The 22,253-nt window shown below is 71.5% G+C and carries 20 protein-coding genes; 12 read left to right on the forward strand and 8 right to left on the reverse strand.

What is annotated here, in order from left to right; all coding sequences use genetic code 11:
• The gene (locus tag FVE25_RS29375) at positions 1-1,356 is read left to right on the forward strand and encodes a dipeptidase (RefSeq protein ID WP_157250335.1); all 1,356 of its coding nucleotides are present in this window, start codon (positions 1-3) and stop codon (positions 1,354-1,356) included.
• A 43-nt stretch (positions 1,357-1,399) separates the two neighbouring features.
• Here the strand turns inward: FVE25_RS29375 and FVE25_RS29380 are convergent, their stop codons facing one another.
• The 5 genes from FVE25_RS29380 to FVE25_RS29400 are packed head-to-tail and all read right to left on the reverse strand — an operon-like array spanning position 1,400 to position 7,338.
• Positions 1,400-2,086: a poly-gamma-glutamate hydrolase family protein gene (locus FVE25_RS29380; protein WP_157250336.1), complete on the reverse strand. Its 687-nt coding sequence runs from the start codon at positions 2,084-2,086 to the stop codon at positions 1,400-1,402.
• A 17-nt stretch (positions 2,087-2,103) separates the two neighbouring features.
• Entirely contained in the window at positions 2,104-2,730 is a 627-nt protein-coding gene (locus FVE25_RS29385; protein ID WP_157250337.1) for a hypothetical protein, read from the reverse strand.
• A 1-nt stretch (position 2,731) separates the two neighbouring features.
• On the reverse strand, positions 2,732-6,661 hold the full coding sequence (locus tag FVE25_RS29390; protein WP_157250338.1) for a WXG100-like domain-containing protein: 3,930 nt from the start codon (positions 6,659-6,661) through the stop codon (positions 2,732-2,734).
• A gap of 6 nt (positions 6,662-6,667) precedes the next feature.
• The gene (locus tag FVE25_RS29395; protein WP_157250339.1) at positions 6,668-6,958 is read right to left on the reverse strand and encodes a hypothetical protein; all 291 of its coding nucleotides are present in this window, start codon (positions 6,956-6,958) and stop codon (positions 6,668-6,670) included.
• A complete protein-coding gene (locus FVE25_RS29400; protein WP_157250340.1) occupies positions 6,955-7,338 on the reverse strand; it encodes a YbaB/EbfC family nucleoid-associated protein in 384 nt (127 codons plus the stop codon). The genes FVE25_RS29395 and FVE25_RS29400 overlap by 4 nt, the downstream gene beginning before the upstream one ends.
• A gap of 186 nt (positions 7,339-7,524) precedes the next feature.
• On the opposite strand from FVE25_RS29400, the gene FVE25_RS29405 reads away from it, so the two are divergent.
• On the forward strand, positions 7,525-8,382 hold the full coding sequence (locus FVE25_RS29405) for a CPBP family intramembrane glutamic endopeptidase (RefSeq protein WP_157250341.1): 858 nt from the start codon (positions 7,525-7,527) through the stop codon (positions 8,380-8,382).
• A 47-nt stretch (positions 8,383-8,429) separates the two neighbouring features.
• Here FVE25_RS29405 and FVE25_RS29410 read toward each other — a convergent pair whose 3' ends face one another.
• A complete protein-coding gene (locus tag FVE25_RS29410) occupies positions 8,430-10,718 on the reverse strand; it encodes a S9 family peptidase (protein WP_157250342.1) in 2,289 nt (762 codons plus the stop codon).
• 196 nt (positions 10,719-10,914) lie between these two features.
• Here FVE25_RS29410 and FVE25_RS29415 point away from each other — a divergent pair, with 196 nt between their 5' ends.
• On the forward strand, positions 10,915-11,397 hold the full coding sequence (locus FVE25_RS29415; RefSeq protein WP_157250343.1) for a pyridoxamine 5'-phosphate oxidase family protein: 483 nt from the start codon (positions 10,915-10,917) through the stop codon (positions 11,395-11,397).
• A 1-nt stretch (position 11,398) separates the two neighbouring features.
• On the opposite strand, the gene FVE25_RS29420 is transcribed toward FVE25_RS29415, so the two are convergent.
• Positions 11,399-11,941, reverse strand: a complete 543-nt coding sequence (locus FVE25_RS29420) for a hypothetical protein (protein ID WP_157250344.1) — start codon at positions 11,939-11,941, stop codon at positions 11,399-11,401.
• A gap of 92 nt (positions 11,942-12,033) precedes the next feature.
• Here FVE25_RS29420 and FVE25_RS29425 point away from each other — a divergent pair, with 92 nt between their 5' ends.
• From FVE25_RS29425 to FVE25_RS29460, 8 genes are read left to right on the forward strand one after another with little or no spacing between them, the layout of a single operon-like run.
• A complete protein-coding gene (locus tag FVE25_RS29425) occupies positions 12,034-12,600 on the forward strand; it encodes an ABC transporter ATP-binding protein (protein ID WP_157250345.1) in 567 nt (188 codons plus the stop codon).
• Positions 12,597-14,966, forward strand: coding sequence for a YhgE/Pip domain-containing protein (locus FVE25_RS29430; protein WP_157250346.1), 2,370 nt, complete (start codon positions 12,597-12,599; stop codon positions 14,964-14,966). The genes FVE25_RS29425 and FVE25_RS29430 overlap by 4 nt, the downstream gene beginning before the upstream one ends.
• Positions 14,963-15,529, forward strand: a complete 567-nt coding sequence (locus tag FVE25_RS29435; protein ID WP_246267619.1) for a TetR/AcrR family transcriptional regulator — start codon at positions 14,963-14,965, stop codon at positions 15,527-15,529. The genes FVE25_RS29430 and FVE25_RS29435 overlap by 4 nt, the downstream gene beginning before the upstream one ends.
• 23 nt (positions 15,530-15,552) lie before the next feature.
• Positions 15,553-16,020, forward strand: coding sequence for an RrF2 family transcriptional regulator (locus FVE25_RS29440; protein WP_157250347.1), 468 nt, complete (start codon positions 15,553-15,555; stop codon positions 16,018-16,020).
• A 28-nt stretch (positions 16,021-16,048) separates the two neighbouring features.
• Positions 16,049-17,224, forward strand: coding sequence for an MFS transporter (locus tag FVE25_RS29445; RefSeq protein ID WP_219825700.1), 1,176 nt, complete (start codon positions 16,049-16,051; stop codon positions 17,222-17,224).
• 19 nt (positions 17,225-17,243) lie between these two features.
• Positions 17,244-19,055 (forward strand): substrate-binding and VWA domain-containing protein, encoded by a 1,812-nt coding sequence (locus FVE25_RS29450; protein WP_157250348.1) that lies wholly within the window; start codon positions 17,244-17,246, stop codon positions 19,053-19,055.
• Positions 19,055-19,768 (forward strand): hypothetical protein, encoded by a 714-nt coding sequence (locus FVE25_RS29455; RefSeq protein ID WP_157250349.1) that lies wholly within the window; start codon positions 19,055-19,057, stop codon positions 19,766-19,768. The genes FVE25_RS29450 and FVE25_RS29455 overlap by 1 nt, the downstream gene beginning before the upstream one ends.
• Complete coding sequence (locus FVE25_RS29460; RefSeq protein WP_157250350.1) at positions 19,768-20,544, forward strand: PspA/IM30 family protein; 777 nt, start codon at positions 19,768-19,770, stop codon at positions 20,542-20,544. The genes FVE25_RS29455 and FVE25_RS29460 overlap by 1 nt, the downstream gene beginning before the upstream one ends.
• A 42-nt stretch (positions 20,545-20,586) precedes the next feature.
• Here the strand turns inward: FVE25_RS29460 and FVE25_RS29465 are convergent, their stop codons facing one another.
• The gene (locus tag FVE25_RS29465; protein WP_157250351.1) at positions 20,587-21,108 is read right to left on the reverse strand and encodes a cysteine dioxygenase family protein; all 522 of its coding nucleotides are present in this window, start codon (positions 21,106-21,108) and stop codon (positions 20,587-20,589) included.
• 99 nt (positions 21,109-21,207) lie between these two features.
• On the opposite strand from FVE25_RS29465, the gene FVE25_RS29470 reads away from it, so the two are divergent.
• Positions 21,208-22,068 (forward strand): LysR family transcriptional regulator, encoded by an 861-nt coding sequence (locus FVE25_RS29470; protein WP_157250352.1) that lies wholly within the window; start codon positions 21,208-21,210, stop codon positions 22,066-22,068.
• The last annotated feature ends 185 nt before the right edge of the window (positions 22,069-22,253 follow it).

The raw sequence follows: 22,253 nt of genomic DNA on the forward strand, positions 1-22,253 counted from the left end.
GTGACTCCTGACCAGATCGAAAGCGTCATCGCCGCCGCGATGCCGCAGGCCGTCGAGGAACTCAAGCGCCTCGCCGCCATCCCCTCCGTGGCCTTTCCCGGGCACCCCGTCGAGCCGGTGCACGCCGCGGCGGCCGTGACCGAGGAACTGCTGCGCTCCGCCGGGCTCTCGCACGTCCAGCAGATCGCCGTCGAGGGCAGCTTCCCCGCGGTGTACGGCGAGGCCCCCGCGCCGCCCGGCATGCCCACCGTGCTGCTGTACGCCCACTACGACGTGCAGCCCGCGGGAGACCCCGCGGCCTGGCGCACCCCGCCCTTCGAGCCCACGCTCATCGACGGCCAGCTATTCGGCCGGGGCACCGCCGACGACAAGTCCGGCATCATCAGCCACGTCCTGGCCCTGCGCGCCTTCCAGGGCAGGTTCCCGGTCGGCATCAAGGTCATCATCGAGGGCCAGGAGGAGTACGCCGGCGAGCGCCTGGAGGCGTTCGTCGAGCGCAACCCCGACCTGCTGCGCGCCGACGCCATCGTGGTGGCCGACACCGGCAACCCGAAGATCGGCGACCCGGCGGTGACCACCTCACTGCGCGGCATGGCCGCGTTCACCGTCGAGGTCCGCACCCTCAGGGAGGCCGTGCACAGCGGCTCGTTCGGCGGCGCCGCCCCCGACGCGCTGGCCGCCCTGATGCGCATGCTGACCGCGCTGCACGACGAGAACGGCGACATCCGCGTGCCCGGCCTGCCGCGGGGCACCTTCCTCGGCCAGGGCCCGTCGGAGGAGGAGTTCCGCAACACCGCGGGCGTCCTCGACGGCGTCGGCCTGGTCGGCTCCGGCACGCTGGCCGACCGCCTCTGGTCCTCCTACGCGATCACCGTGACCGGGCTGGACGTGCCCACGGTCTCCGGCGCGATCAACGCGGTCCAGCCGGCGGCCAGGGCCCGCGTCACGGTCCGCGTCCCTCCGGCCGGCGACCCGAAGACCACGGTCGACGCGATCGTGGACTTCCTGCGCCAGGTCACGCCGTGGGGCGCCCAGGTGAGCTTCTCCGACGTCACGGTCGGCTCGGGCTTCCAGGCCGACTCCGGCGGCAAGGCCCGGGCCGCCCTGAACCGCGCCATGGACCGCGCCTTCGGCCGGCCGCCGCGCGACGTCGGCGCCGGCGGCTCGATTCCGCTGGTGAACACGCTGCTCAAGCAGTACCCGGCCGCCGAGATCCTGCTGTTCGGCGCCGAGGACGAGGACGCCGCCATCCACGCGCCCAACGAGCGCGTGGACCTGGAGGAGCTGCGCCGTACCGCCACGACGGAGGCGCTGTTCCTGCACGAGCTGAGCCTGCCGTCCGCGCTGGGCGTCTAGAGCCGTTCCGAGGGCCCGTCTCCTTGCGGGGACGGGCCCTTCGTCACGCCAGCGCCTTGTTGACCGCGGCCACATAGCGGTAGAAGTCCCGGGTGCGGTGCGCGGGGTCCTCGACCCAGGCGCGGGCCAGCTTGCCGCCGGCGAAGAACCGCTCCCGCTGCCCCCTGCTGATCTCCAGCTGGACGCCCATCCCGCGCCGGTTGCGGTTGGCGATGTTGCTCGGGCTGTCGCCGCCGATCTTGTCGGGCACCTCCTCCGCGACGGTGAACCCGGCCGCGCGCAGCGCCTTGGTCACCTTGGCGATCAGCTTGGCGTCCCGGCCGCCGACGTAGGTGGTCGCGTCGTCGCCCGACGCCCCGTGCCAGGAGACGGTGTGGTCCACCGCGCCGACCAGCTTCAGGGCCCGGGGCTCGTCGAAGCGGGTGGCGGTGATGTGCAGCGTGCTGTTGCCCTCCGGCTTGAGGCCGGAGAAGGAGTAGTAGGCGTACTTCGACCCGGCGGCGTGGTCGGCCAGCTGGGTGGAGGGCGACTCGATCGCGCCCCCGTGGATGGCGATGTGCGCCACCTTGGCGCCGCGCGGGAACCGCTGGTCGCGCCGGTAGTCCTGGCCCTCGGTCTCGTGGGCGGCCAGCTCGGCGTAGTTCCGGTAGGTGTCGGCCGCCTGGGCCGCCTGCGTGGTGGCCGCCAGGGTGAGGGTCGCGGCGGCCAGGACGGACAGGACTTTCTTCACGTCACACCTCTCGAAGATCAACGTTCCCAGAGCACGGCGGAACCGGCCAGCGCCGCCCGGTGGTAGGGGGGCAGGTCGTCGCCGGTCCAGAAGACTTCCATCTGCGGGGCGTCGTCGTCCATGGCGGCCAGCTCCGCCTGCCCTTCGGCCGCGAGATCCCAGGCGCGCACCCCGGGCTCGACCTCGGCCAGGTACACCCGCCGCCCCTGGCCGGCGCCGGAGCGCCAGGCCCGCCGTACCACGACCAGGCCATCGTGGAGGGACAGGGCGTCGACGACGAGATCGTCGGTGAGGTCGCCGTCCTCGTCCAGGCCGGGCGGGCGGGGCGTGAACACGTGGCCCGTGGGCGGCGTCGCCTCGGCGACCGTCACCTGGTCGGCGCCGGTGGGCGGCTGGTCGTCGCCGAGCGCGGTGACGATGTCCCGCAGCAGCCGCATCTCGCCCTCGGTCAGGGAGACGCCCAGCTCGGCCGCCGCGGCGGTGACGAGGTCGGGCAGCGCGTCGAACTCGCCCGAGCCCAGCAGGGAGCGCGCGTGCGCCAGGAGGTCGTCGGGCAGCTGGCCGGCCAGGCGGACCAGCATGCGGTGCAGCCCGCCGTACACCCGCCACGCCTCGTCGTCGAGGTCGGCCCAGTCGGCAGTCACGTCACTCCTCCTCCATCACGATGATCTTATAGTTCTCCGGCGCGGCCGGGATGACCCCCCGATCGACCATGTCCGCCGCGGTGCGCTCGGCCTCCTCGCGGATGCGCGCGATCAGCTCGGGATCGTTGACCAGGCGCGTGCGCGAGTGCGGCGGCAGGACCGCCTCCTGGTCCTCGGCGAAGGAGGAGAAGATCGAGATGTCGCGCGCGTGCATGCCGGTGAGCTGGTAGACGACCAGGACCTTGCGGTCGCTGGCCGGGTTCTCCGACATGAACCTGATGGCCACCTCCAGCAGCCGGCTCACGCTCAGGAACTCGCGCGCCTTGCCGTGCGGGAAGAGCGCCGAGCCGTAGATCGGCGAGTACACCGGCGTGATCCAGTCGCCGCGGAACGCCTGCACCGGCCGGTCCGCGCCGCCGAGCGCGGGAAGTTGCAGCATGGCGTCGTGCACCATGTCCGCGTGCCAGCGCATCTCGTCCAGCAGGCGCGGGGTGACCTCGCCGAGCGCGCCGGTGATCTCCTTCCACGCCGCCTTCTGGTCGGCGCGGGCCTGCCTGGCCTCTCCCGCCGCCTGCTTCGCCTCGTCGGTACGGCCGGCCGCCCGGTGTTCGTCCATCCGGGACTTCGCCTCGTCGAAGCGGTGGGCGGCGTCGATCCAGTTCTGTGCCAGGGGCCGCAGCGGCGAGCCCGAGTCCAGGTGCCCGGCGCCCTCGTGCAGCACGGGCCGCAACGCCAGCGGGAGCGGCAGCGCCTTGGTCCCGGCCGCGAGGTTGCCCAGATAGTCGTCGACGAGCTTCTTGACCCGCTTGTCCATGAGGGTGTGGACCGTGCCATCGGAGAGCCCGCCGGTGAACAGCTGGCTGCGGGTCACGTTGTTGATCAGGTAGTGGCTGTGCCGGGTGTAGACGGTCAGCGCCATGACGTGGGCGCGGGAGAGGTTGTCGCTCAGCGCCCGCACCTGGGCGGGGTCGTCCGGGTCGATGTCGTTGCGGCGCAGCCAGTCGGCCAGCGCGGGATCGCTCACCCGCCCCGACTCCAGCTGCGGCCACAGGTGGTCGGCCGTGGAGCGCACCTTGTGGTGCTGGGTCTCGCTGAACCCGGCCGGGTCCAGGGCGTTGTCCAGGTAGCGCGCCTCGTGCGGGAACATGCCCTCGGGCAGGACCTCCCTGCGCAGCGTGCCGAGGTCCAGGCCCGGCAGGTTCCGGTACAGGTCCACCGCCGTGGTCCTGGCGCTCGGCTGCAGCCGCATGCCGCCCACGTCGGCGATCTGGGCGCCGCGCAGGATCTCGAAGAGCGAGTGGTCCAGGCCGGGCAACATCCAGCCCATGAGCGCGCCCAGGAACCGCTCGTTCATGCCCGGGCCCAGGTCGAGGAACTTGGCAGCGGTCAGCATCCGGGTCGTCGTGGCCGAGACGCCGTCGATCACCTGGAAGCCGGAGCGGGCGGCGCTCCTGGCCCAGCGGCTGTCGGCGCCGTCGTGGTAGGCGATGCCCTCCCGCCACGGCAGCGGGGTGTCGGCGCGCAGCGGGCCGTCGGTGACGGACTCCACGAAACGCCGCTCGAACCTGCCCAGCGGGGCGCCGCGCGTGTCGTAGTCGCCCGGGGTGGTGATCAGGCCCAGCCGCTGCTGCTCGGCCGGGGTGCGGTCGCGGCGGCTGGCCTGGCTCTGGATGACCTCGGCCAGGTCGCGGAAGGCACGCTCGGACAGCATGACCACGTTGCCGGTGCCGAACGGGTCCCTGGCGAACCGGAACGGGTCGTTGTCGAACGTGCCCAGGATCCTTCTGTTGACCCGCGTGTCGAGCTGGCGCTCGGCGTGACGCAGCTCCGGCACCGACAGGCGGACCGCCTCGGCCTCCGCCCAGCGGTTGCCGTCGATGATGTCCAGGATCAGCTTGCCGAAGATGCCCGGGTTGCTGTGGTTGAAGTAGGCGGCGTTGTAGAAGGACGTCATCAGCTCGCGCAGGTTGCCGTGGGCGAGCAGCTGGTCCACGGTGACGCCGGAGCCCACCTGGCCGGCGCTGGTGTGGGCGTCGTCCTGGAAGAAGGCGCTCTCCACGCGCTGCCGGAAGGCCGCGGGTGACTCGCCCTCGTGGCGCGGGGTCAGCGTCATGAGAACGTCACGCAGCTTGCCCACCGCCGCGCGGGCGGCGTCCACGGTGTGGGGGTCGTTGAAGTAGTAGGCGCCCAGGCGCTGCTCGAAGCGGGTGGCCTCGGCGGACCAGCGGGGGTCGTTGAAGAAGCGCTCGAAGTCGAACGGGACGCGGGCGGTGTTCTGCCCGGTCTCCGGCGTGTGGGCGGCGGCCTGCGTCTCACCGTCCTGGACCCGGCTCCCGGGCGCCTCGGGGCGCTGCTCCCCTGCGTCCGGCCGCTGGTCCGCCGCGTCGGGCCGCTGGTCCGGCGCGTCGGGCCGCTGGTCTCCTGCGTCGGGCTTCCGGTCCCCCGCTTCTGGGCGCGGACCGTCCCCGTCGGGGCGCGGACCGGGCCCGTCGGAACGCGGCGCGGGGCCATCCGGACGCGGACCTGGGGCATCCAGACGAGGGCCAGGGGTGTCGGCGCGGGGCCCGGGGGTGTCGGGGCGGGGGCCGCCGTGGTTGAGGAGCTGGTCGATGCGGTTGACCGGTTCCGGGGCACGGGTGCTCAGCGCTCGCGTCGCGGGTGGCGGCTCGGCGCCCCTTCCCGGCTGCTCCGGTACGGCCCGCGGCACGCTGGCCGGCCCGGCCGGAGGGGGGTCGGCAACCGGGGAGGTGCGCCCGGGCACCCCCGGGTCCACGACGGGGCCGGGCCGCTGGGGCGCGTCGGGCAGGGCGGCGAGATTGACCCCCCGCCCGCCGGCACCGTCGCCCGGCTCACGGCGGTCAGGCGGCTGAGCGGGACGTTCCGGCGATTCGCCGGAACGTTCCGGCCCCAGAGGGGAACGTTCCGGCGGCTGCGGGGGACGTTCCGGATCCCGCGCCCCGGAAGGCCCCTCGGGCACATGACCGGGGCCGGGCTCCGGCCCGAGGCCGGACGGCGGAGCGGACCCGGGGGAAAGGTGCGGCCCGGCCAGGTGCTGCCCGTCGGCGCCCAGCGCGCTGGAGGTGATGCCCTTGGCCAGCGCGTCCCAGGTGAAGTTCCCCTCGGCCAGGAGCGTTCCGGCCGTCGTGAGCCCGCCGGTGAGCGCGTACTGCGCGGCCTGGCCGTAGATCGAGCTGCTCGCGGCCGCCAGCAGCTTCTCCGCCGTGGACATCTCGGCCCGCGACAGCCCGGCCCGCAGTGCGGGGGTGGCCATGCGGGTCATGACGCCCGAGAGCAGGCCCATCATCGCGCCCATCGCGCCGCCGCTGAGCGCGGAGATGGCGAGTTGCCGCCCGTCGAGGTCGTCGCGCCGCCCGCCGTTCACGATCTGCACGCCTTGGGCGGCGGCGTCCATCCCGGCCACGATCCCGGCGAAGACGCCGATGTTGAGCGCGGTGCGTTTGGCGATCTGGGCGACGGTCAGCCGGGCCAGTTGCAGGCGGACGGGGATGAGGGCGAGGCTGGCGCCGCCGCTGATCATGGCGGTGGCGAGCAGGTAGCCGATCTGGATGATGAGCAGCCAGACCGTGGCCTCGATCATGTACTTGGCGTACTGGATCTGCACGCCGACGTTGTTCAGCGCCATGGCAGTCTGGACGAGCTGGACGACGAGCGCGGCCACCTTGCCGCGGCCGACCTTGGCGACGTGACGGGCGAAGGCCAGGTGGGCCTCGCCGTCCCAGTTCTGCCCGATCTTGCTGCGGCTGTCGGGCAGGTCGGCGCCGGTGCCCTCGACGAGGGCGTGGGCGGCGAGGATGCAGGCGTCGGCCAGCCGGAAGCAGCCGTCCTCGTCGCCTTCCGGCCAGTCCATCCCGACGACCCAGCCGATGTACGGCTTGGCCCAGTCCGGGGTGGCGAACCCGTCGAAGCTCATCGGGCGTCAGGGGCCTTCCGCACGTTCGTAGTTCGCGGCGTTGGCGCGCAGGTTGCCTGCCGTGGTGTCGAGCTCGTCGAGGTAGCCCTTGAACAGCTCGAAGATCTTGTCCTCGATGGCGGGGAGCTGTTTCTCCAGCTCGGCGCCGTACTGGTCGCTGCCCAGCGTGCGCCGGTCGCGTTCGAAGGCGGCGCGCAGGGTGTCGCGGACCTCGGTGACGTGGTCGATGGCACGTTCCACGATGAAGGCTTCGGCGCGCAGCGCCCCGCTCTGGACCGTGTAGCCGCGCGAGGTCATTCGACCGCCTCCACGGGCTGCGGGAGGAAGGCGGCGAGGCTGACGTCGGCGCCGAAGACCTCTTCCAGGGGCAGGTCGTCGGGGATGAGCGGGCCGATCAGCTCCTTGGTGCGTTCGGCGACCTCGCCCGCGGCCTGCGCGATCAGCGTGGTGATCGCGTCCGAGAGTTCCGACGGCGAGAGCTTCTGGTAGACCCTCGGGTTGAGGTCGATGGAGCGTACCCGGCCGTTCGGCCCCACGACGATGGAGATCATCCCGTCGCTGGACCTGACCGTCGACTCCAGTTCGTGGAGCCGGCCGTACGTCTCGAGGATCGCGGCGAGCTGCTTGTTGTGCTGCTCCGCGAGCTCCTCGATCGCCACTCTGAAGGCATCCGTCACACAGGATACTTTCGTCCCTCTAGACACTCTTTGACGAGAAGAATACGGAACTATGACTCGATTGTTGAAGGATGTTAATCTTGCGGAACTCTGCTAGGATCCGCGGCTTTTGTGACTGATGAGGGCTGGGTGTCCTCCTACGTTTGGGGGACTGTCATGGGCTCGCGGCCTCGGCATGATGACCTCATGCGCACCATCGAGTCCCGGGCGTCCCGCCTCACCTTCACGGTGACGTGCGGCGCGCTGTTCGTCCTGGCGTACGGCTGGCTGGTGCTGACCGGCCACACCGAGATCGTTCCGTCCTCCGGATCCGGCGCTCCCCCGATCACCCTGTGGTCGGCCTTCGTGCCCGCGCTGGCCGCGATCGCGCTGGCGATGCTCGTCCCGCCCAGGACCGAGCCGCCGCTGCCCCTTCAGGATCTGCCCCGCGAGCGGCTGGTCAAGGAGAGCCGGATCCTGGTGGGCGCCGCCGTACTCATGGCCATCGCCGCGCCGTTCGCACGCGACCTCCTCTACTACGGCGCGAAGATCCTCTTTCTGCTCGTCATCCCGCTGGTCGCCTTCCGGGTGATCAGAGGGTCACAGCCGAAGGCGCGGTCGATCCCGAAGCCGGTGACGTGGCTGGCGCCGTTGCCCGCGGTGGTCGCGTGGTTCGTGCTGTCGCAGCTCGGCCCGCTGGCGCCCCCGATGCCCAGCGGGCTGCCCGACATGGTCACCCTCGTCGTGCTCTCCCTGCTCACGCTGCTGACGGCCAGCGTGCTGGAGGAGTTCTTCTACCGGGCGTGGCTGCAGACCCGCCTGGAGGTGCTGTACGGCAGGTGGCCGGCGATCATGGCCTCGTCGTTGCTGTTTGCGGCCATGCACACCACCCGGATCAAGCCCGAGGACCCCCTGCTCGGCATCGCCACGATCATCGCCTTCCAGGGCGTGTTCGGGCTGCTGACCGGCTACCTCTGGTCCAGGTACCGCAACCTGTGGGTGCCCGTGTTCATCCACGTGGTGACGAACCTGGTGTTCGTTCAGATGCTGCTCAACCTGCTGTGACGACCGGTCCCGGGCTGTCCCCCAACCGCCCGGGACCGGCCGGGTCATCATCCGCCGATGAACATCTCGGCGAGCGCCTCCTGGTCGAGCACCGAGGGGGCGAGCCGGTAGGCCGGCGGCTCCTCGTCGAGCAGGTTGCGGACGAAGTAGTCGAAGATCTTCCTGAACAGGTAGTGCTCGAAGCCCAGGTAGAGGTGCTCGGTGCCGGGGATGATCAGCAGCTCGAAGTCCTTGTCGTGGGCGATGAGCCGGTCGACGAAGCGCAGCGTCTGCTCGGGCAGGACCTTGGTGTCGATGCCGCCCTGGATGAGCAGGATCTTGCCCTGCAGGCGGTTGGCGTGCTCGGCGTTGGACGACAGCGCGTAGTCCACCTCGCCCACCGGCCCGTCGAACATCTCCGCCCAGCCCTGCAGGTAGGTCAGCGAGTCGTGGTTGCCGGAGCGCGAGACGCCGACCTTGTAGAACTCGGGGTGGTCGAGCATCGCCCGCGCGGTCTGGTAGCCGCCGCCGGAGACGCCGGTGATGCCCACCTTGTCGATGTCCATCCACGGCCTGCTGCGGGCCAGTTCCTTGATCGCGGCGACGTGGTCCTCCATGGCGCCGGCGCTTCGGTAGTTGAGGTAGGAGTGGTCGTGGAATGCCTTGTCGCGGCCGGGGGTGCCGCGGCCGTCCATGGCGACCACGACGAAGCCCAGCGCCGCGTACGCCTCGGCCTCGTAGCCGAACGCGCCCGGGTCGAAGGTCGGGACCACGCGCGGGACCTGCGGTCCGGGATACACCGAGTCGATGACCGGGTAGCACCTGTCCGGGTCGAAGTCGTGCGGCTTGTAGAGCAGGCCGTAGACATCGGTGATGCCGTCGGCGGCCTTGGCCCGGAAGCGCTCGGGGGCGCTCCAGCCGGTGGCCTGCAGGGCGGAGATGTCGGCCCGCTCCAGCTCGACGCGGACATCCCCGTCCCAGCTCCGCACGGTGATCACCGGCGGGGTGCCGGTCGTGGAGGCGTTGTCCACGAAGAAGCGGCCGTCGGGTGAGGCGGCCACCGCGTGGTCGAGGGCGTCGTCGGTGATCCGGGTGAACCCGCCGCCGTCCAGGCCGGCTTTGCACACCGAGCGGCGGTAGGGGTCGTCGCCGATCAGGCCGTTCGCCAGGAAATAGACGGTACGGCCGGCCTCGTCCACGTGCAGGATCTCCTGGACCGTCCAGCGGCCGGAGGTGACCCGGTTACGAAGCTCCCCGGTCTTGGTGTCGTACAGGTACAGGTGGCCCCAGCCATCGCGCTGGGAGTACCACAGCACCTCCGCCCCGCCGTTGAGCACCTTGACGATGGGGAAGGAGTTGAGCCGGATCTGGGTGGGATCCACCCGGGTGGGGCCACTCTCGCTCACCAGCGTCGTCACCTCGCCGGTGACCGGATCCATCCGACGCAGGCTCAGGGTGCGCAGGTCACGGGGCTGGCTCAGGTAGTAGACGGCCGAGCTGTCCTCCGCCCACCACACCCAGCGCAGCACGACCGGTGAGACGACGGTCATCAGCTCCGGCTCGGCCTGCGCCTTGACCACCTGGCCGCCGGCCACGTCGACCACGGTGATCTCGGCCAGCGGGATGTTCTCCTCGCCGGGCAAGGCCAGCCGCTGCGGGTGCAGCTTGGGCCGGCTGCCGTCGCGGGGCCAGTCCTCGACCAGGTGTGCCAGGCCGATGCCCGACTGGTCGGAGCGATGGGTCACGACCTTGGTGCCGTCGGGCGACCAGAGGGCGCAGATCGGATTCTCCGACAGCCCGGCGACCTTCACGAAGTTGTCGTACTGGAAGTAGTCGGGGCTCACGCCGTACTCGTGGTCGGCGTCGCCGTCGGTGGTCAGCGTCCGGGTGTGGTTGTCGGCGATGCGGCGCAGCCCGAGGTTGGGCCCGTCGCGGAAAACGGTGTGCTGCCCGTCGGGCGAGACGGCCTCGATCGGGTCGACCGCCGGCGGGGCCGGCGTCTCGGTCACTTCGTAGGTGTCCAGGGACACCTGCCAGTTCTTGTCGAAGGCGGCGAAATAGACGGCGTCGCCGGCCAGCGCGATGAAGAAGAAGGGCAGTTTGACCGCGCTCACCTCATGGCCGGACGCCGCCTCCAGGGCCTTGGCCAGCCGTTCGTGGTCGAAGGCGGGACGGCGGGTGCCCGCCTCCGGGTCCACGACGAGGAACTGCCGCCGGGTCGCGGTGTCCGACTTGTACCAGAACCGGGCCCCGTCCTCGAGCCAGTTGGGCCGGACCCTGCCGGTGAAGACGAGCTTGCGCCGGTTGTGCATCAGCAGCATTTCGGCGGTCTTGTACCGGGAGTCGCTGATCGCCATAGGAATCTCCTTCCGCCGGCCGGGCCGGCCGTGCGATGTGTACAGCGTTCACTATACGCACGATGTGCGCAAAGCGCACGCTGTTCCTATTGCGAATGTTGTACGCATCGAAGATTCCCGTGATCCATATTCAGAAGCATGCTTGTAAAAAACAAGTACCCATGGTTGGGTAGGCACCGACGAGAGGAGCGCAACCATGAGCGAGCGCCTGCCCCAGGGCGACCTGCGGCTGATCGAGCACGAGGTGGCGGCCAGGCTGCTGGCCTCGAAGGAACTGACCCGGATGGCCTACGTCGCATCCGACGGGACGCCCCGGGTGTTCCCGATGATGTTCCACTGGACCGGCGAGGAGGTGGTCATGGCCACGTTCGGCGGCGCCGCGAAGATCGCGGCCCTGCGCGCCAGGCCCGACGTCGCGCTGACCATCGACGCCCAGGGCCCGCCGCCCGAGGTTCTGCTGATCCGCGGCCCGGCCGAGGTCGTCGAGGTGGCCGGCATCGTCCACGAGTACCGCCTGGCCCACCATCGCTACTTCGGCGAGGAGCAGGGCGAGCAGGTCGTCGCCGCCGTGGACCGGCCCGGGGTCACGATGGCCAGGATCGCCGTCCGCCCGACGTGGGCAGGCGTCCTCGACTTCCAGTCACGCATGCCCGGCCCGCTGCGCCACCTGGAAGGCTGACTCAGAGCACGTACAGCAGCAGCCCCGTGAGGATGAGGCTCAGCCCGACGAGTTCGGCGGTCCTGGGCTGCCGGGCCGCCTCCTCTCGCGAGGAGTGGACCAGGGCGGCACCCACGATCAGGGCGGCCAGCAGGTGCAGGCCGTACCAGACGGGGACGGGCACCCTCCCCAGGAAGGTCCCGGTCAGCAGATCGTCGGCGGCGCCGAAGCCGGCGAGACCGCCCAGCGAGACGAGCCCCAGAGCCAGGAAGGTGATCCGGGAACGGCCGATCAGCACCCAGCAGACGGCCAGGAGGCCGAGCAGGATCGCGGCGGTGTGGTGCAGTTGCCGGATGAACAACCCCCCGCGTACGTCATAGCTGAGGGTGATCATCGAGGCGAAGCCGGCCGGCATGAAGGTTCCCCGCAGCGGCTCGTACGCGCCGTCGTAGACCACCGTCCCCCCGCTCGGCTCGAAGAAGAACGCCAGGAAGCCACCGGTGAGCAGGACGACCACGAAGCAGTAGAGCAACATCTCGCCGACCAACTGCCGTAAGCGTTCCATTCGCCACATTTCACCATGGATGACATCCCCATGCCCTGGACACGGGTATGCTCATTTTTGTACTGACTGGTCAGTTCAAGAGGTGAGTAGCAGTGATCGTCGCCGATGGGTTGTCGCTCGAGGGGGTGTACCCGGAGGTCTCCTTCGAGGCCGGCAAGGGTTCCCTCACCGTGGTCACGGGCCCGGCGGGCAGTGGGCGGACGAGTCTGCTGCTCACGCTGGCCGGCCGGATGAAGCCCACCACGGGCACGCTGACCGTCGCCGGGCACACCAGCCCGCGGGCCATCCGCAAGGCGGCGGCGCTGGCCCTGGTCGACGGGGTCACCGACTTCGACCGGGCGCTCACCGTCAAAGAGCACCTGCGGGAGCGGCGCCGCCGGCCGTACATGAGCGCGCTCGAGACCGCCGGGCTGACGGCGAGCGAGCACGCGCGCGCCGGGGAGCTGGACCGCGAGCAGCGGGTACGGCTCGGCCTGGCCCTGGCCCTGCTGGACGAGCCGCAGGTCATCGTGGCCGACAACATCGACCTCGGGCTGCCCGACGACCGGTGCGCGGTCATGTGGGACCTGCTCAGGCAGCTCACCGCGGAGGGCAACACCGTGGTGGCCGCCGCGGTCGAGGCTCCCGCCGGGATCGGGAACCTGGTGGAGCTGGCATGAAGGCGATGTTGCGATCCCGGCTGACCAGGGCCGCGCTGGCCGCCGTGGTGGTGCTGCCGCTGTTGTACGCGGGGCTGTACCTGTGGTCGTTCTGGGACCCGCAGGGGAACCTGGACCGGCTGCCCGTCGCGCTGGTCATGGAGGACCAGCCGGCCACGGCCGACGGCAAGACCGTGGAGGCGGGCAAGGAACTGGCCGAGGAGCTGAGCGACCGGGAGGTGTTCAGCTGGCGCCGGACCACCGCGCAGGAGGCGGCGGACGGCGTCAACGACGGCAGCTTCTACCTGGCGCTGACCATCCCCAGGGACTTCAGCGCCCGGCTCACCTCGCCCTCCGACGACAAGGTCACGCCGACGCCCGCGCAGCTCGGGCTGCGCGTGGACACGGGCCGCAGCTACATCGTCGGCACGATCTCCGACGCGGTCTTCAACGAGGTCCGGGCGGCGGCCGGCCGTACGGCCATCCGTGACTACTTCGACAAGGTCTTCGTCTCGATCGGCGACATCCACGACAAGACCACCGAGGCGGCCGACGGCGCGGGCGAGCTGCACGACGGCACGGTGAAGGCCGGCGACGGCGTCTCCCAGCTCAACAACGGCCTCGGCACCGCGGAGAACGGCGCCAAGCAGCTCACCGTCGGCCTCGGCACCGCCAACTCGGCCACCGCGAAGCTCCAGGGCGGCGTGGTCAAGCTGCGGAACGGCGTCGGCAAGCTGCAGGGCGGCACCGTCAAACTCCAGGACGGCTCGCAGAAGGTGACCCAGGGCATCGGCCAGGCCCGCAAGGCGATGGGTCAGCTGAAGACCGGGCTCGACCAGCTCGGCGACGGCGCGGGCAAGCTCGCGGACGGCAACCGCCAGGCGCACGAGCAGGTCGCCGCCCAGAGCGGCACGGTGAACCAGCTCGCCGACAAGTACGTACCGGTGCTCACCCAGTACGGCCCGGTGGTGGCCGACGCGGCGAACGCGGTGGCCGAGGCCGCCGACCGGCTCGCGGGCGGCCTGGACGGGCTGGCCCAGCGGACCAGCGGCAACGCGCAGGAGACCGCCTCCCAGGCACGGGCGGCGCTCGACCTGCTGGACGGCGACGCCGACCCGCGGCTGCGCAGCCTCCTGCGCGGCACGGCCAACGCGGCCGAGCGCACGGCCGCGCAGGCGGACCAGCTCCAGGAGCGCCTCGGCGGCACCTCGAACCTGGCCGAGCAGGCGCGCGAGCTGGCCAGGAGCGCCCGCAAGGTCGCCGCGCTGGCGCCGGAGCTGGGCCCCAAGCTGGACCAGATCCGCGACCAGGTCAACGCGCTGGAGGCGGGCCTGGGCAAGCTGGCCGACGGCGCCGCCAAGCTGCAGTCCGGGGCGGCCAAGGCCGGCGAGGGCGTCACCAAGGCCGAGGCCGGCGCGGTCAAGCTGGAGAACGGCTCCCAGCAGGTCACCGCCGGCATCACCAAGCTCGGAGGCGGCATCGGCCGGCTCGACGGCGGCCTGGGCCAGCTCAACGGCGGGCTCGGCAAGCTCGGCGGCGGCCTGGTCAAGCTCGGCGACGGCGCGGGCCAGCTCCAGTCGGGCGTCGGCAAGCTGCACGACGGCGCCGGCAAGGTGGACGCGGGCATGACGAAGCTGACCAAGGGCTCGCAGGACCTGGCCGACGGCCTGAACGAGGGCGCCGGAAAGATCCCCGACTACGACAAGCAGCAGCGCGAGGCCCGCACCGACGTGATGAGCGATCCGGTACGGCTGGCCAAGACGGTCGACAACGAGGTGCCGAACTACGGCACCGGTTTCGCCCCGTTCTTCCTGCCCCTGGCGCTGTGGGTGGGCGCGATGATCGCGTTCATGGTGCTGAAGCCGCTCAACCAGCGGCGCCTGGCCAGCGCCTCCGGCCCGCTGCGGATCGTGTTCGCGGGCTGGCTGCCCGCGGCCGCGCTGGGGGTGGCCCAGGTGGGCGTGCTGCTGGCCGTACTGAAGTTCGCGCTCGGACTGGAGGCGGCGCACTGGGCCGGTGTGGCCGGGCTGCTGCTGCTGACGGCGGCGGCGTTCATGGCGATCGTGCAGGCGGTGAACGCGCTGCTCGGCGCGCCGGGCCGGGTGGCGGCGCTGGCGCTGCTGATGCTGCAGCTCACCTCGGCCGCGGGCACGTATCCGATCGAGACCTCGCCGGGCTTCTTCCAGACGATCTCGCCGTGGCTGCCGATGAGCTGGGTGGTGTCGGCGCTGCGCCGGTTGATCAGCGGTGGCGATCTGACCGTGGTGTGGCAGGCTTGCGGGGTGCTCTCCGCCTTCCTCGCCCTCGGGCTGGCGCTGACCGCGCTGGCCGTGGAGCGCAGCCGCATGTGGTCCATGAAGCGCCTGCACCCGGAGTTGTCGCTGTGAGTCGCGCCGGGACCCGGATGAAGGTGTTCGGCGCGGCGATCGAGCTGATCGCCGAGCAGGGGTATTCCGCCACGACGGTGGAGGCGATCGCCGAGCGGGCCGGGGTGGCCAAGGGCACGGTCTTCTACAACTTCGGCAGCAAGGAGGCGCTGTTCGGCGCCCTGCTGGAGTTCTCGATCGGCAAGCTGGCCGACGCGCTGGCCGAGTCCGCCAAGGGTGAGACGGCGCTGGCCCGGCTGGACGCGGTGGTCCTGGGCCAGCTCCGCTTCTTCGAGCAGTACGGCCCGTTCGCCCGGGTGCTGCTGGCCGAGATGTGGCGCACGGCCTGGCAGGAGGCGGTGGCGCAGCTGCGCGAGAGCGCGCTGGGCGTCTACGCCGGGGTGCTGCGCGAGGCTGCGGCCGGCGGCGAGGTCCGGGCCGACCTCGACGTGGACACCGCGGCCACGGCGATCTTCGGGATGGTGCTGACGGTCTCGATCGAGCGGCGCGTCATGCACCCGGAGCGCCCGATCGAGGAGACGCACGCGACGCTGGTGGAGCTGCTCCACGGACGGGTCCGCTAACCGGGACGTGTAATATCCCGGTTATGCGGATCGGCGAAGGGGTCGAGTGGGGGCTGCACTGCTGCCTCACGCTCGCGTGGCTCGGCGAGGAGCCGGTGTCCACGGCGAAGTTCGCGACGTTGTTCGAGCTGCCGCCCGCCTACCTGAAGAAACGCCTCCAGGCGCTGGTCAGGGCGGGCGTCCTCACCTCGATGCCCGGGGCCAGGGGCGGCTTCCTGCTGGCCAGGCCGCCCGAGCGGATCACGCTCATGGACGTGGTGAGCGCGCTGGAGGGTCCCGACGAGCTGTTCCGCTGCACCGAGATCCGGCAGAACGGAGTCGATCCCGCGCCGGAGTTCGCCCGGCCGTGCGGGGTGGCCACCGCCATGCGCCGGGCCGAGCTGGCCTGGCGGCGGGAGCTGGCCGCGCAGACCGTGGCCGACCTGGTGGCCACGGCCCCGCCGGGCGCCGCCGCCCGGATGCGCCTGCGCTATGCCCGCCTGACGACCTAGGGCGTTTTTCGTGAGGAGAATAGGGACATTGAACATCCCGATAAGAAGCTGGGTGCTGGCGCTGGGCACGTTCGCGGTCGGCACCGACGCCTTCGTCGTGGCCGGGTTCCTGCCCGAGATGGCCGCCGCCCTGCACGTGTCCGAGGCGGCCGCCGGGCAGTCGGTGACCGCCTTCGCACTCGCCTACGCCGCCGGCTCGCCGATCATGGCCACGCTGACCGCCCGCCTGCCGCGCCGCCCGCTCCTCGTCACCGCGCTCGTCGTCCTGGGCCTGGCCAACCTGGGCTCGGCGCTCGCGCCCACCCTGCCCGTCCTGATCGCCACCCGCGTGCTGGCCGCACTCGGCGCCGCCGCCTACACGCCCAACGCCGGAGCCGTGGCCGCGTCCCTGACCACGCCCCAGGCCAGGGCCCGCGCGCTCAGCGTCGTCGTCGGCGGACTCACCCTGGCCACCGCGCTCGGCGTGCCGCTGGGCAACCTCGCCGCCCAGCAGCTCAGCTGGCGCGGCGCGCTCACCCTGGTCGCCGTGCTCAGCCTCGCCGTCGCACCCGCGGTCCACGCCGTGCTGCCCGAGGTGCCGGGCAACCCGGCCGTCCCGCTGCGCACCCGGCTGGCCGCCCTGCGCCACCCCGCCGTCCTGCGCGTGCTGCCCCTGACCGTGCTGGGCATGGGCGCCGCCTACACGGCCTACGCCTACAGCGTGCCCGCCCTGGAGGGCGTCGGGGTGCGGGCGATCGGGCTGATGCTCTTCCTGTACGGCGCGGGCGCGGTGGCCGGCAACCTGCTCTCCGGGTACGCGACCGACCGGTGGGGCGCCGGGCACGTGCTGACCGCCGGATACACCGTGATGGCGCTGGCCATGGGCGCCCTGGCCTGGATCGCCGCGTCCGGCGCCGCCGTACCGGTGCTGGTGGGTGTGCTCGGCGCGGCGTGGGGCGCGAGCAGTTGGTGCCAGACGCCCGCCCAGCAACACCGCCTGATCACCGCCGCCCCGGCCGAGGCCGCCCTGGTGGTCTCCCTGAACTCCTCCGCGATCTACGCCGGCATCGGGCTCGGCACCGTCCTCGGCGGCCTGGTCCTCGCCTCGGGCGTGGCCTTCCTGTACGGCGCCGCCGCGCTGCTGGCCACGGCCTCCCTTGCCGGCGCGCTCTTGACCATGCGCGTGGCTGCAACTCCGGCGGGCTCTCGTTCGTCGGATAGATAGCGGACACGGGGAGGCTGCGGTGTACCCACAGACTCAGCGCCGGAAGCGCCGGTTAGCACCGTTCATCATCGCGATCATCCTTGCCGGGGGCCTCATCGTGGGGCTGCGCGTGTTCTTCGGCGGGATGGGAGCCGACAATCCCGAGGAACCCTCTCAGAAGCTCGCCTGCGGCGACGCCGGCACCAAGCTGGCCGTGCTGGCCTCGTCGGAGAAGGCCGAGCTGCTCAGAAAGATCGCCGCCACCTACAACGGGCGTGAGGTGGACGGGCGCTGCGCCGACGTGGTCGTCACCACGAAGCCCAGCGGCAGCGCCCTGGTCGCGCTGGCCACGCGGTGGGACGAACGCGTGGACGGCCCGCGTCCCGACGTGTGGTCACCGGCCAGCAGCAGCTGGCTCACGCTGCTGCGCCAGCGCACCGCGGCCGCCGACAAGCCCTCGCCGGTCGCCGAGGAGAACCCGTCGGTGGCCAGGACGCCGCTGGTCATCGCGATGCCCCGGCCCATGGCCGAAGCCCTGGGCTGGCCGGGCAAGAAGCTCGGCTGGTCGGACGTCCTCGACCTGTCCGGGCAGGGCTGGGCCAAGTACGGGCACCCGGAATGGGGCACCTTCCGGCTCGGCAAGACGAACCCGAACTTCTCCACCTCCGGCCTGAACGCCACCGTGGGGGCCTACTTCGCCGCCACCGGCCTGTCGGGCGACCTCACCGAGAAGAACGTGGCCGACGCCAAGACCCGGCGGTTCGTGCAGACGATGGAGCGTTCGATCGTGCACTACGGCGACACGACGCTGACGTTCCTGTCGAACCTGCAACGCGCCGACGACGCCGGGGCCGGGCTGACCTACATCTCCGCAGTGACCGTCGAGGAGAAGTCCGTCTGGGACTACAACCAGGGCAACCCGACCGGCGACCCGAAGACGCTGGGCAAGCACGCCAAGCCCAAGGTGCCGCTGGTGGCCATCTATCCCAAGGAGGGCACGCTCTTCTCCGACAACCCCTTCGCCCTGCTGAAGGGCGCCGATCCGGTCAAGACCCGGCTCGCCGCCGACTTCCTGGCGTACCTGCAGGAGCCGCGGCAGCAGGCGCAGTTCGCCGACTACGCCTTCCGCGGCCACGACGGCACCCCCGGCAAGCTGATCACCGAGGCCAACGGCCTGCTGCCACGGCAGCCGGAGACCACGCTCAAGCCGCCCGCGCCGAACGTGCTGGACAAGGTGCTGCTGAGCTGGGCCGAACTCCGCAAGCCGGCCAACGTGCTGCTGGTCATCGACACCTCGGGCTCGATGGGCTCCCCGGTGCCCGAGACCGGCAAGACCAAGCTGGAGCTGGCCCAGCAGGCGGCGGTCAACGCCCTGCCCCAGTTCGGCGCCGCGGACCGGATCGGGCTCTGGATGTTCTCCCTGCACCGCGACGGGCTGAAGGACCACCTGCCGCTCACCGGGGTCGCGCCCATGACCGCCGAGCACCGCGGCGAGCTCAAGGAACGCATCGAGAGTCTGTCCCCCGAGGGCGGCACCGGGTTGTACGACACCGCGCTCGCCGCCCACCGGACGGTGCTCGGCAACCTGGACCGCGCGGCGATCAACGCGGTGGTCTTCCTCACCGACGGCCAGAACGAGGACCCTCAGAGCATCTCGCTGGCGAACCTGCTGCCCGAGCTGAAGGCCGAGCAGGGCGCCGACACCGTCCGCCTGTTCACCATCGCCTACGGCGAGGACGCGGACCTGACGGTGCTCAAGCAGATCTCCGAGGCGACCGACGCGGCCGCCTACGACTCCCGCAAACCTGGAAGTATCGACCAGGTCTTCACGGCGGTGGTAAGCAATTTCTGATGCCCCGATTCTTCGACGAACTCCGTGATCCGTGGGGTGTGCTCCTGGGAGTGACCGCGGGCGGCGCCGCATGGGCGGTGAACGTGCATCCGGCCGGGGCGGTCTTCGTCGGGGTGACGGTCTGGCTGGCCAAGGCCGGGGTGGCCGGGCTGCAGGCGGCGGCGGAGCCGTACCCCGAGATCGGCGGCGACGAGGCGGGCTGGCTGCGTCGCGCCGAGGCGGCGGTGCGGCGCTTCGCCCAGGTCGGCGCGGCGATGGCGGACGGGCCGCTGGCCGAGCGGGTCGCGGCGATGCGGCCGCAGGTGAGCGACGCGCTGGAGACGCTGCGGCGGCTGGCCGGGCACGCCTCGGTCGTGGCCGGGGCGCTCGACGGCATCGACGTGGCGTTCCTGCGCGAGGAGGCGGAACGGCTGAAGCGGCCCCGGACCGCCGAGGTCGCCGAGGAGTTGTCCAGGTCGCAGGCGGCGGTCGGCGCGCAACTGGAGGTGTACGAGCGGCTGCGCGGCACGCGCGAACGGCTGCTGGCCCGGCTCGAGTCCGGCACGCTCGGCATCGAAGGGCTCACCGCCCGCGTCGTGGAGCTGTCGGCGCTGGCGGCGACCGGCGCGCTCGAGCCCACCCAGGCCCTGGACGAGCTGGCCGGTGAGCTCGACGGCATCCGGCTGGGCCTGCACGAGACCGAAGAGATCACCCGCAGAGCCTTGGAGACCTGATGCTGAAGGTGGTCAAGAGAGCCTGGCGCTACCTGGTCGCCGCCCTGTCCGGACGCCTGGACGAGCTGGCCGACCCGCGCGTGGAGATCGAGCAGGCCATTCAGGAGGCCAAGGAACACCATCGGCGCCTCACCCAGCAGGCCGCCGCCGTCATCGGCAACGAGCGCGAGATCGAGCTCAAGTACGGCAGGGCGGTCGAACAGGCCGAGCGGCTGCAGGCCAGTGCCCGGCAGGCGTTGCGGCTGGCCGGGCAGGATCCCGCCAAGGCGCGGGAGTACGAGGAGTCGGCCCAGGTGTTCGCCACGCGGCTGGTGGCGGCCGAGGCGGTGCTGCGTGACCTGCAGGCGGCGCATCAGCGAGCCCGGCAGGCGTCGGCGCAGGCCAGGGCGGCGGTGGAGAACAACGCCATGGCCCTGCGGCAGAAGGCGGCCGAGCGGATGCGGCTGCTGAACCAGCTCGACCAGGCCAAGATGCAGGAGCGGCTCAACCACATCTTGAATGACATGTCCGGCTTGGCGCCGCGGGGTGCGGCGCCGACGCTGGAGCAGGTACGGGACAAGATCGAGAAGCGGTACGCGCGGGCGCTGGGTGAGGGCGAGGTGGCTTCCGGGTCGGTCGAGGCCAGGATGATCGAGGTGGAGCGGGCGACCGTGGACGCCGAGGCCGCGGCCCGGTTGGAGGCGATCCGGGCCGGCCTGAATGACCCGGATGACCCGTCCGGCTCGCCCGATCCGTCCGGCGAGCAGCGCCGGGGCGGCCGCGAGCTTCCCGGCTGACCGGCCGGGCGGTTTGCCCGGCCGGTCCTGGGGTGCCGCGATCTAGCGGACGGGCAGGTCGTAGTAGCGGCGCACGCTGGAGCCGAGGCGGCCCACGTCGGCGCCGTAGACGTGCAGGGAGACGCCGACCTCGGAACTGGTGTTCTCGACCTTGTGAATGTCGCCGGGCGGGGCGAACCCGCTGACCTCGCCCGGGTAGTTGGCCGCCCGCCCGATCTCCACAAGATGGTCGCCCATGTCCCGGTAGAGGGTCTCGTACTCCACCCCGCTGAGGATGCCGAACGTGCACCAGGAGACGTGGTCGTGAACGCGGGTCTCCTGCCCGGGCCGCCAGACGACGGCGACGATCGAGAACTCCTCCTGCGTGTGCAGCGGGAAGGAGTGGTAGGTGTCCGGCTTCCCCGCCCGCTCCTCGTCGGTGAGGATGTCCAGGCCGGGAAGGTTGACCCGGAGGAAGTCGGCGACGGCGAAGGCGGCGTCCCGGGGCGACAGGTCCTTGGCCACGATGTCTCCGATGCCGGACACGAGGTGATCGAGTCCCGGCCTGGCCAACGCGATATTCATGGTTTCCCCCTAGGGAATAGAGCTATTCCGCCTTCCCCTTCTACGGTGCTCTAATGAGATTCATAGGTCCAACAGAAGTATTTGGGGATATCCATAGACATGCTTGATGTATCCAGGCTGCGGGTGCTCGTCGCAGTGGCCCGCCGCGGCTCGGTCACGGCCGCCGCCAAAGAGCTGCACTACTCCCAGCCCTCCATCAGCCACCACCTGGCCCGCCTGGAAGCCGAGACGGGTGCCCAGCTGATCCAGCGGGTAGGCCGCGGCATCCGCCTGACGGAAGCGGGCCACCTGCTGGCCGACCGCGCCGCCGACATCCTCGCCCGCCTGGACGCCACCGCCGAGGAACTCGCCGCCCACGTCGGTCTCCGCTCCGGCAAGGTACGGCTGGCCGCCTTCCCCTCCGCCCTGGGCACCTTCGTCCCCCAGGCGGCCAGAACCCTGGCAACCGACCACCCCGGCCTCCAGCTCACCCTGACCGAAACCGAACCCCCCGAAGCCCTGCGCCTGCTTCGCGCCGGCCGAGTAGACGTGGCCGTGATGTTCCGCTACGACGACACCGCCCCCGAGGACAACGGCGTCCACATGCTCCACCTGCTGGACGACCCCAGCTACCTGGTCTCCCCCGGCCCCGCGGGCCCCCTGACCGACCACGCCGACGCCCAGTGGATAGCCGGCTGCGACCGCTGCCGCAGCCACCTGCTCGACATGTGCGCGAAGGCCGGCTTCGACCCCCGCATCTCCTTCACCAGCGACGACATCGTGGCAGTCCAGGCCCTGGTGGCAGCAGGCATGGGCCTGACCGTCCTCCCGGGCCTGGCCCTGCGCGCCCACCGCAACCCGGCCGTGGAGGCAACCGAGATCCCCGGCTCGACCCGCCACGTCTACGCCGCCACCTTCGGCGACCCGCCCTACCCCCCACCCACCAAGGCCCTCCTCACCGCCCTCACCACCGCCACCTGACCCCCATCACCGGCGTGGGGCTGGTGTACGGCCGGCCGGACACCAGGAGGGCCGCCCTACAGACGGTGCCACGCGAAGCGAAGGCCACCCGGCCGCACCACCCGGCCGCACCACCACCCGGCCGCACCACCACCCGGCCGCACCACCCGGCCCGCCGTACCTTGACCGGAGTGCGGTCACCCCAC

This window comes from Nonomuraea typhae, assembly GCF_009760925.1.
Classification (GTDB): domain Bacteria; phylum Actinomycetota; class Actinomycetes; order Streptosporangiales; family Streptosporangiaceae; genus Nonomuraea; species Nonomuraea typhae.

Excerpts from the sequence above, each read along its gene's own strand:
- FVE25_RS29390 (WP_157250338.1), bottom strand. The coding sequence starts at position 6,661 with ATGAGCTTCGACGGGTTCGCCACCCCGGACTGGGCCAAGCCGTACATC.
- FVE25_RS29395 (WP_157250339.1), bottom strand. The coding sequence starts at position 6,958 with ATGACCTCGCGCGGCTACACGGTCCAGAGCGGGGCGCTGCGCGCCGAA.
- FVE25_RS29405 (WP_157250341.1), top strand. The coding sequence starts at position 7,525 with ATGCGCACCATCGAGTCCCGGGCGTCCCGCCTCACCTTCACGGTGACG.
- FVE25_RS29410 (WP_157250342.1), bottom strand. The coding sequence starts at position 10,718 with ATGGCGATCAGCGACTCCCGGTACAAGACCGCCGAAATGCTGCTGATG.
- FVE25_RS29415 (WP_157250343.1), top strand. The coding sequence starts at position 10,915 with ATGAGCGAGCGCCTGCCCCAGGGCGACCTGCGGCTGATCGAGCACGAG.
- FVE25_RS29420 (WP_157250344.1), bottom strand. The coding sequence starts at position 11,941 with ATGGAACGCTTACGGCAGTTGGTCGGCGAGATGTTGCTCTACTGCTTC.
- FVE25_RS29430 (WP_157250346.1), top strand. The coding sequence starts at position 12,597 with ATGAAGGCGATGTTGCGATCCCGGCTGACCAGGGCCGCGCTGGCCGCC.
- FVE25_RS29440 (WP_157250347.1), top strand. The coding sequence starts at position 15,553 with ATGCGGATCGGCGAAGGGGTCGAGTGGGGGCTGCACTGCTGCCTCACG.
- FVE25_RS29455 (WP_157250349.1), top strand. The coding sequence starts at position 19,055 with ATGCCCCGATTCTTCGACGAACTCCGTGATCCGTGGGGTGTGCTCCTG.
- FVE25_RS29460 (WP_157250350.1), top strand. The coding sequence starts at position 19,768 with ATGCTGAAGGTGGTCAAGAGAGCCTGGCGCTACCTGGTCGCCGCCCTG.
- FVE25_RS29465 (WP_157250351.1), bottom strand. The coding sequence starts at position 21,108 with ATGAATATCGCGTTGGCCAGGCCGGGACTCGATCACCTCGTGTCCGGC.
- FVE25_RS29470 (WP_157250352.1), top strand. The coding sequence starts at position 21,208 with ATGCTTGATGTATCCAGGCTGCGGGTGCTCGTCGCAGTGGCCCGCCGC.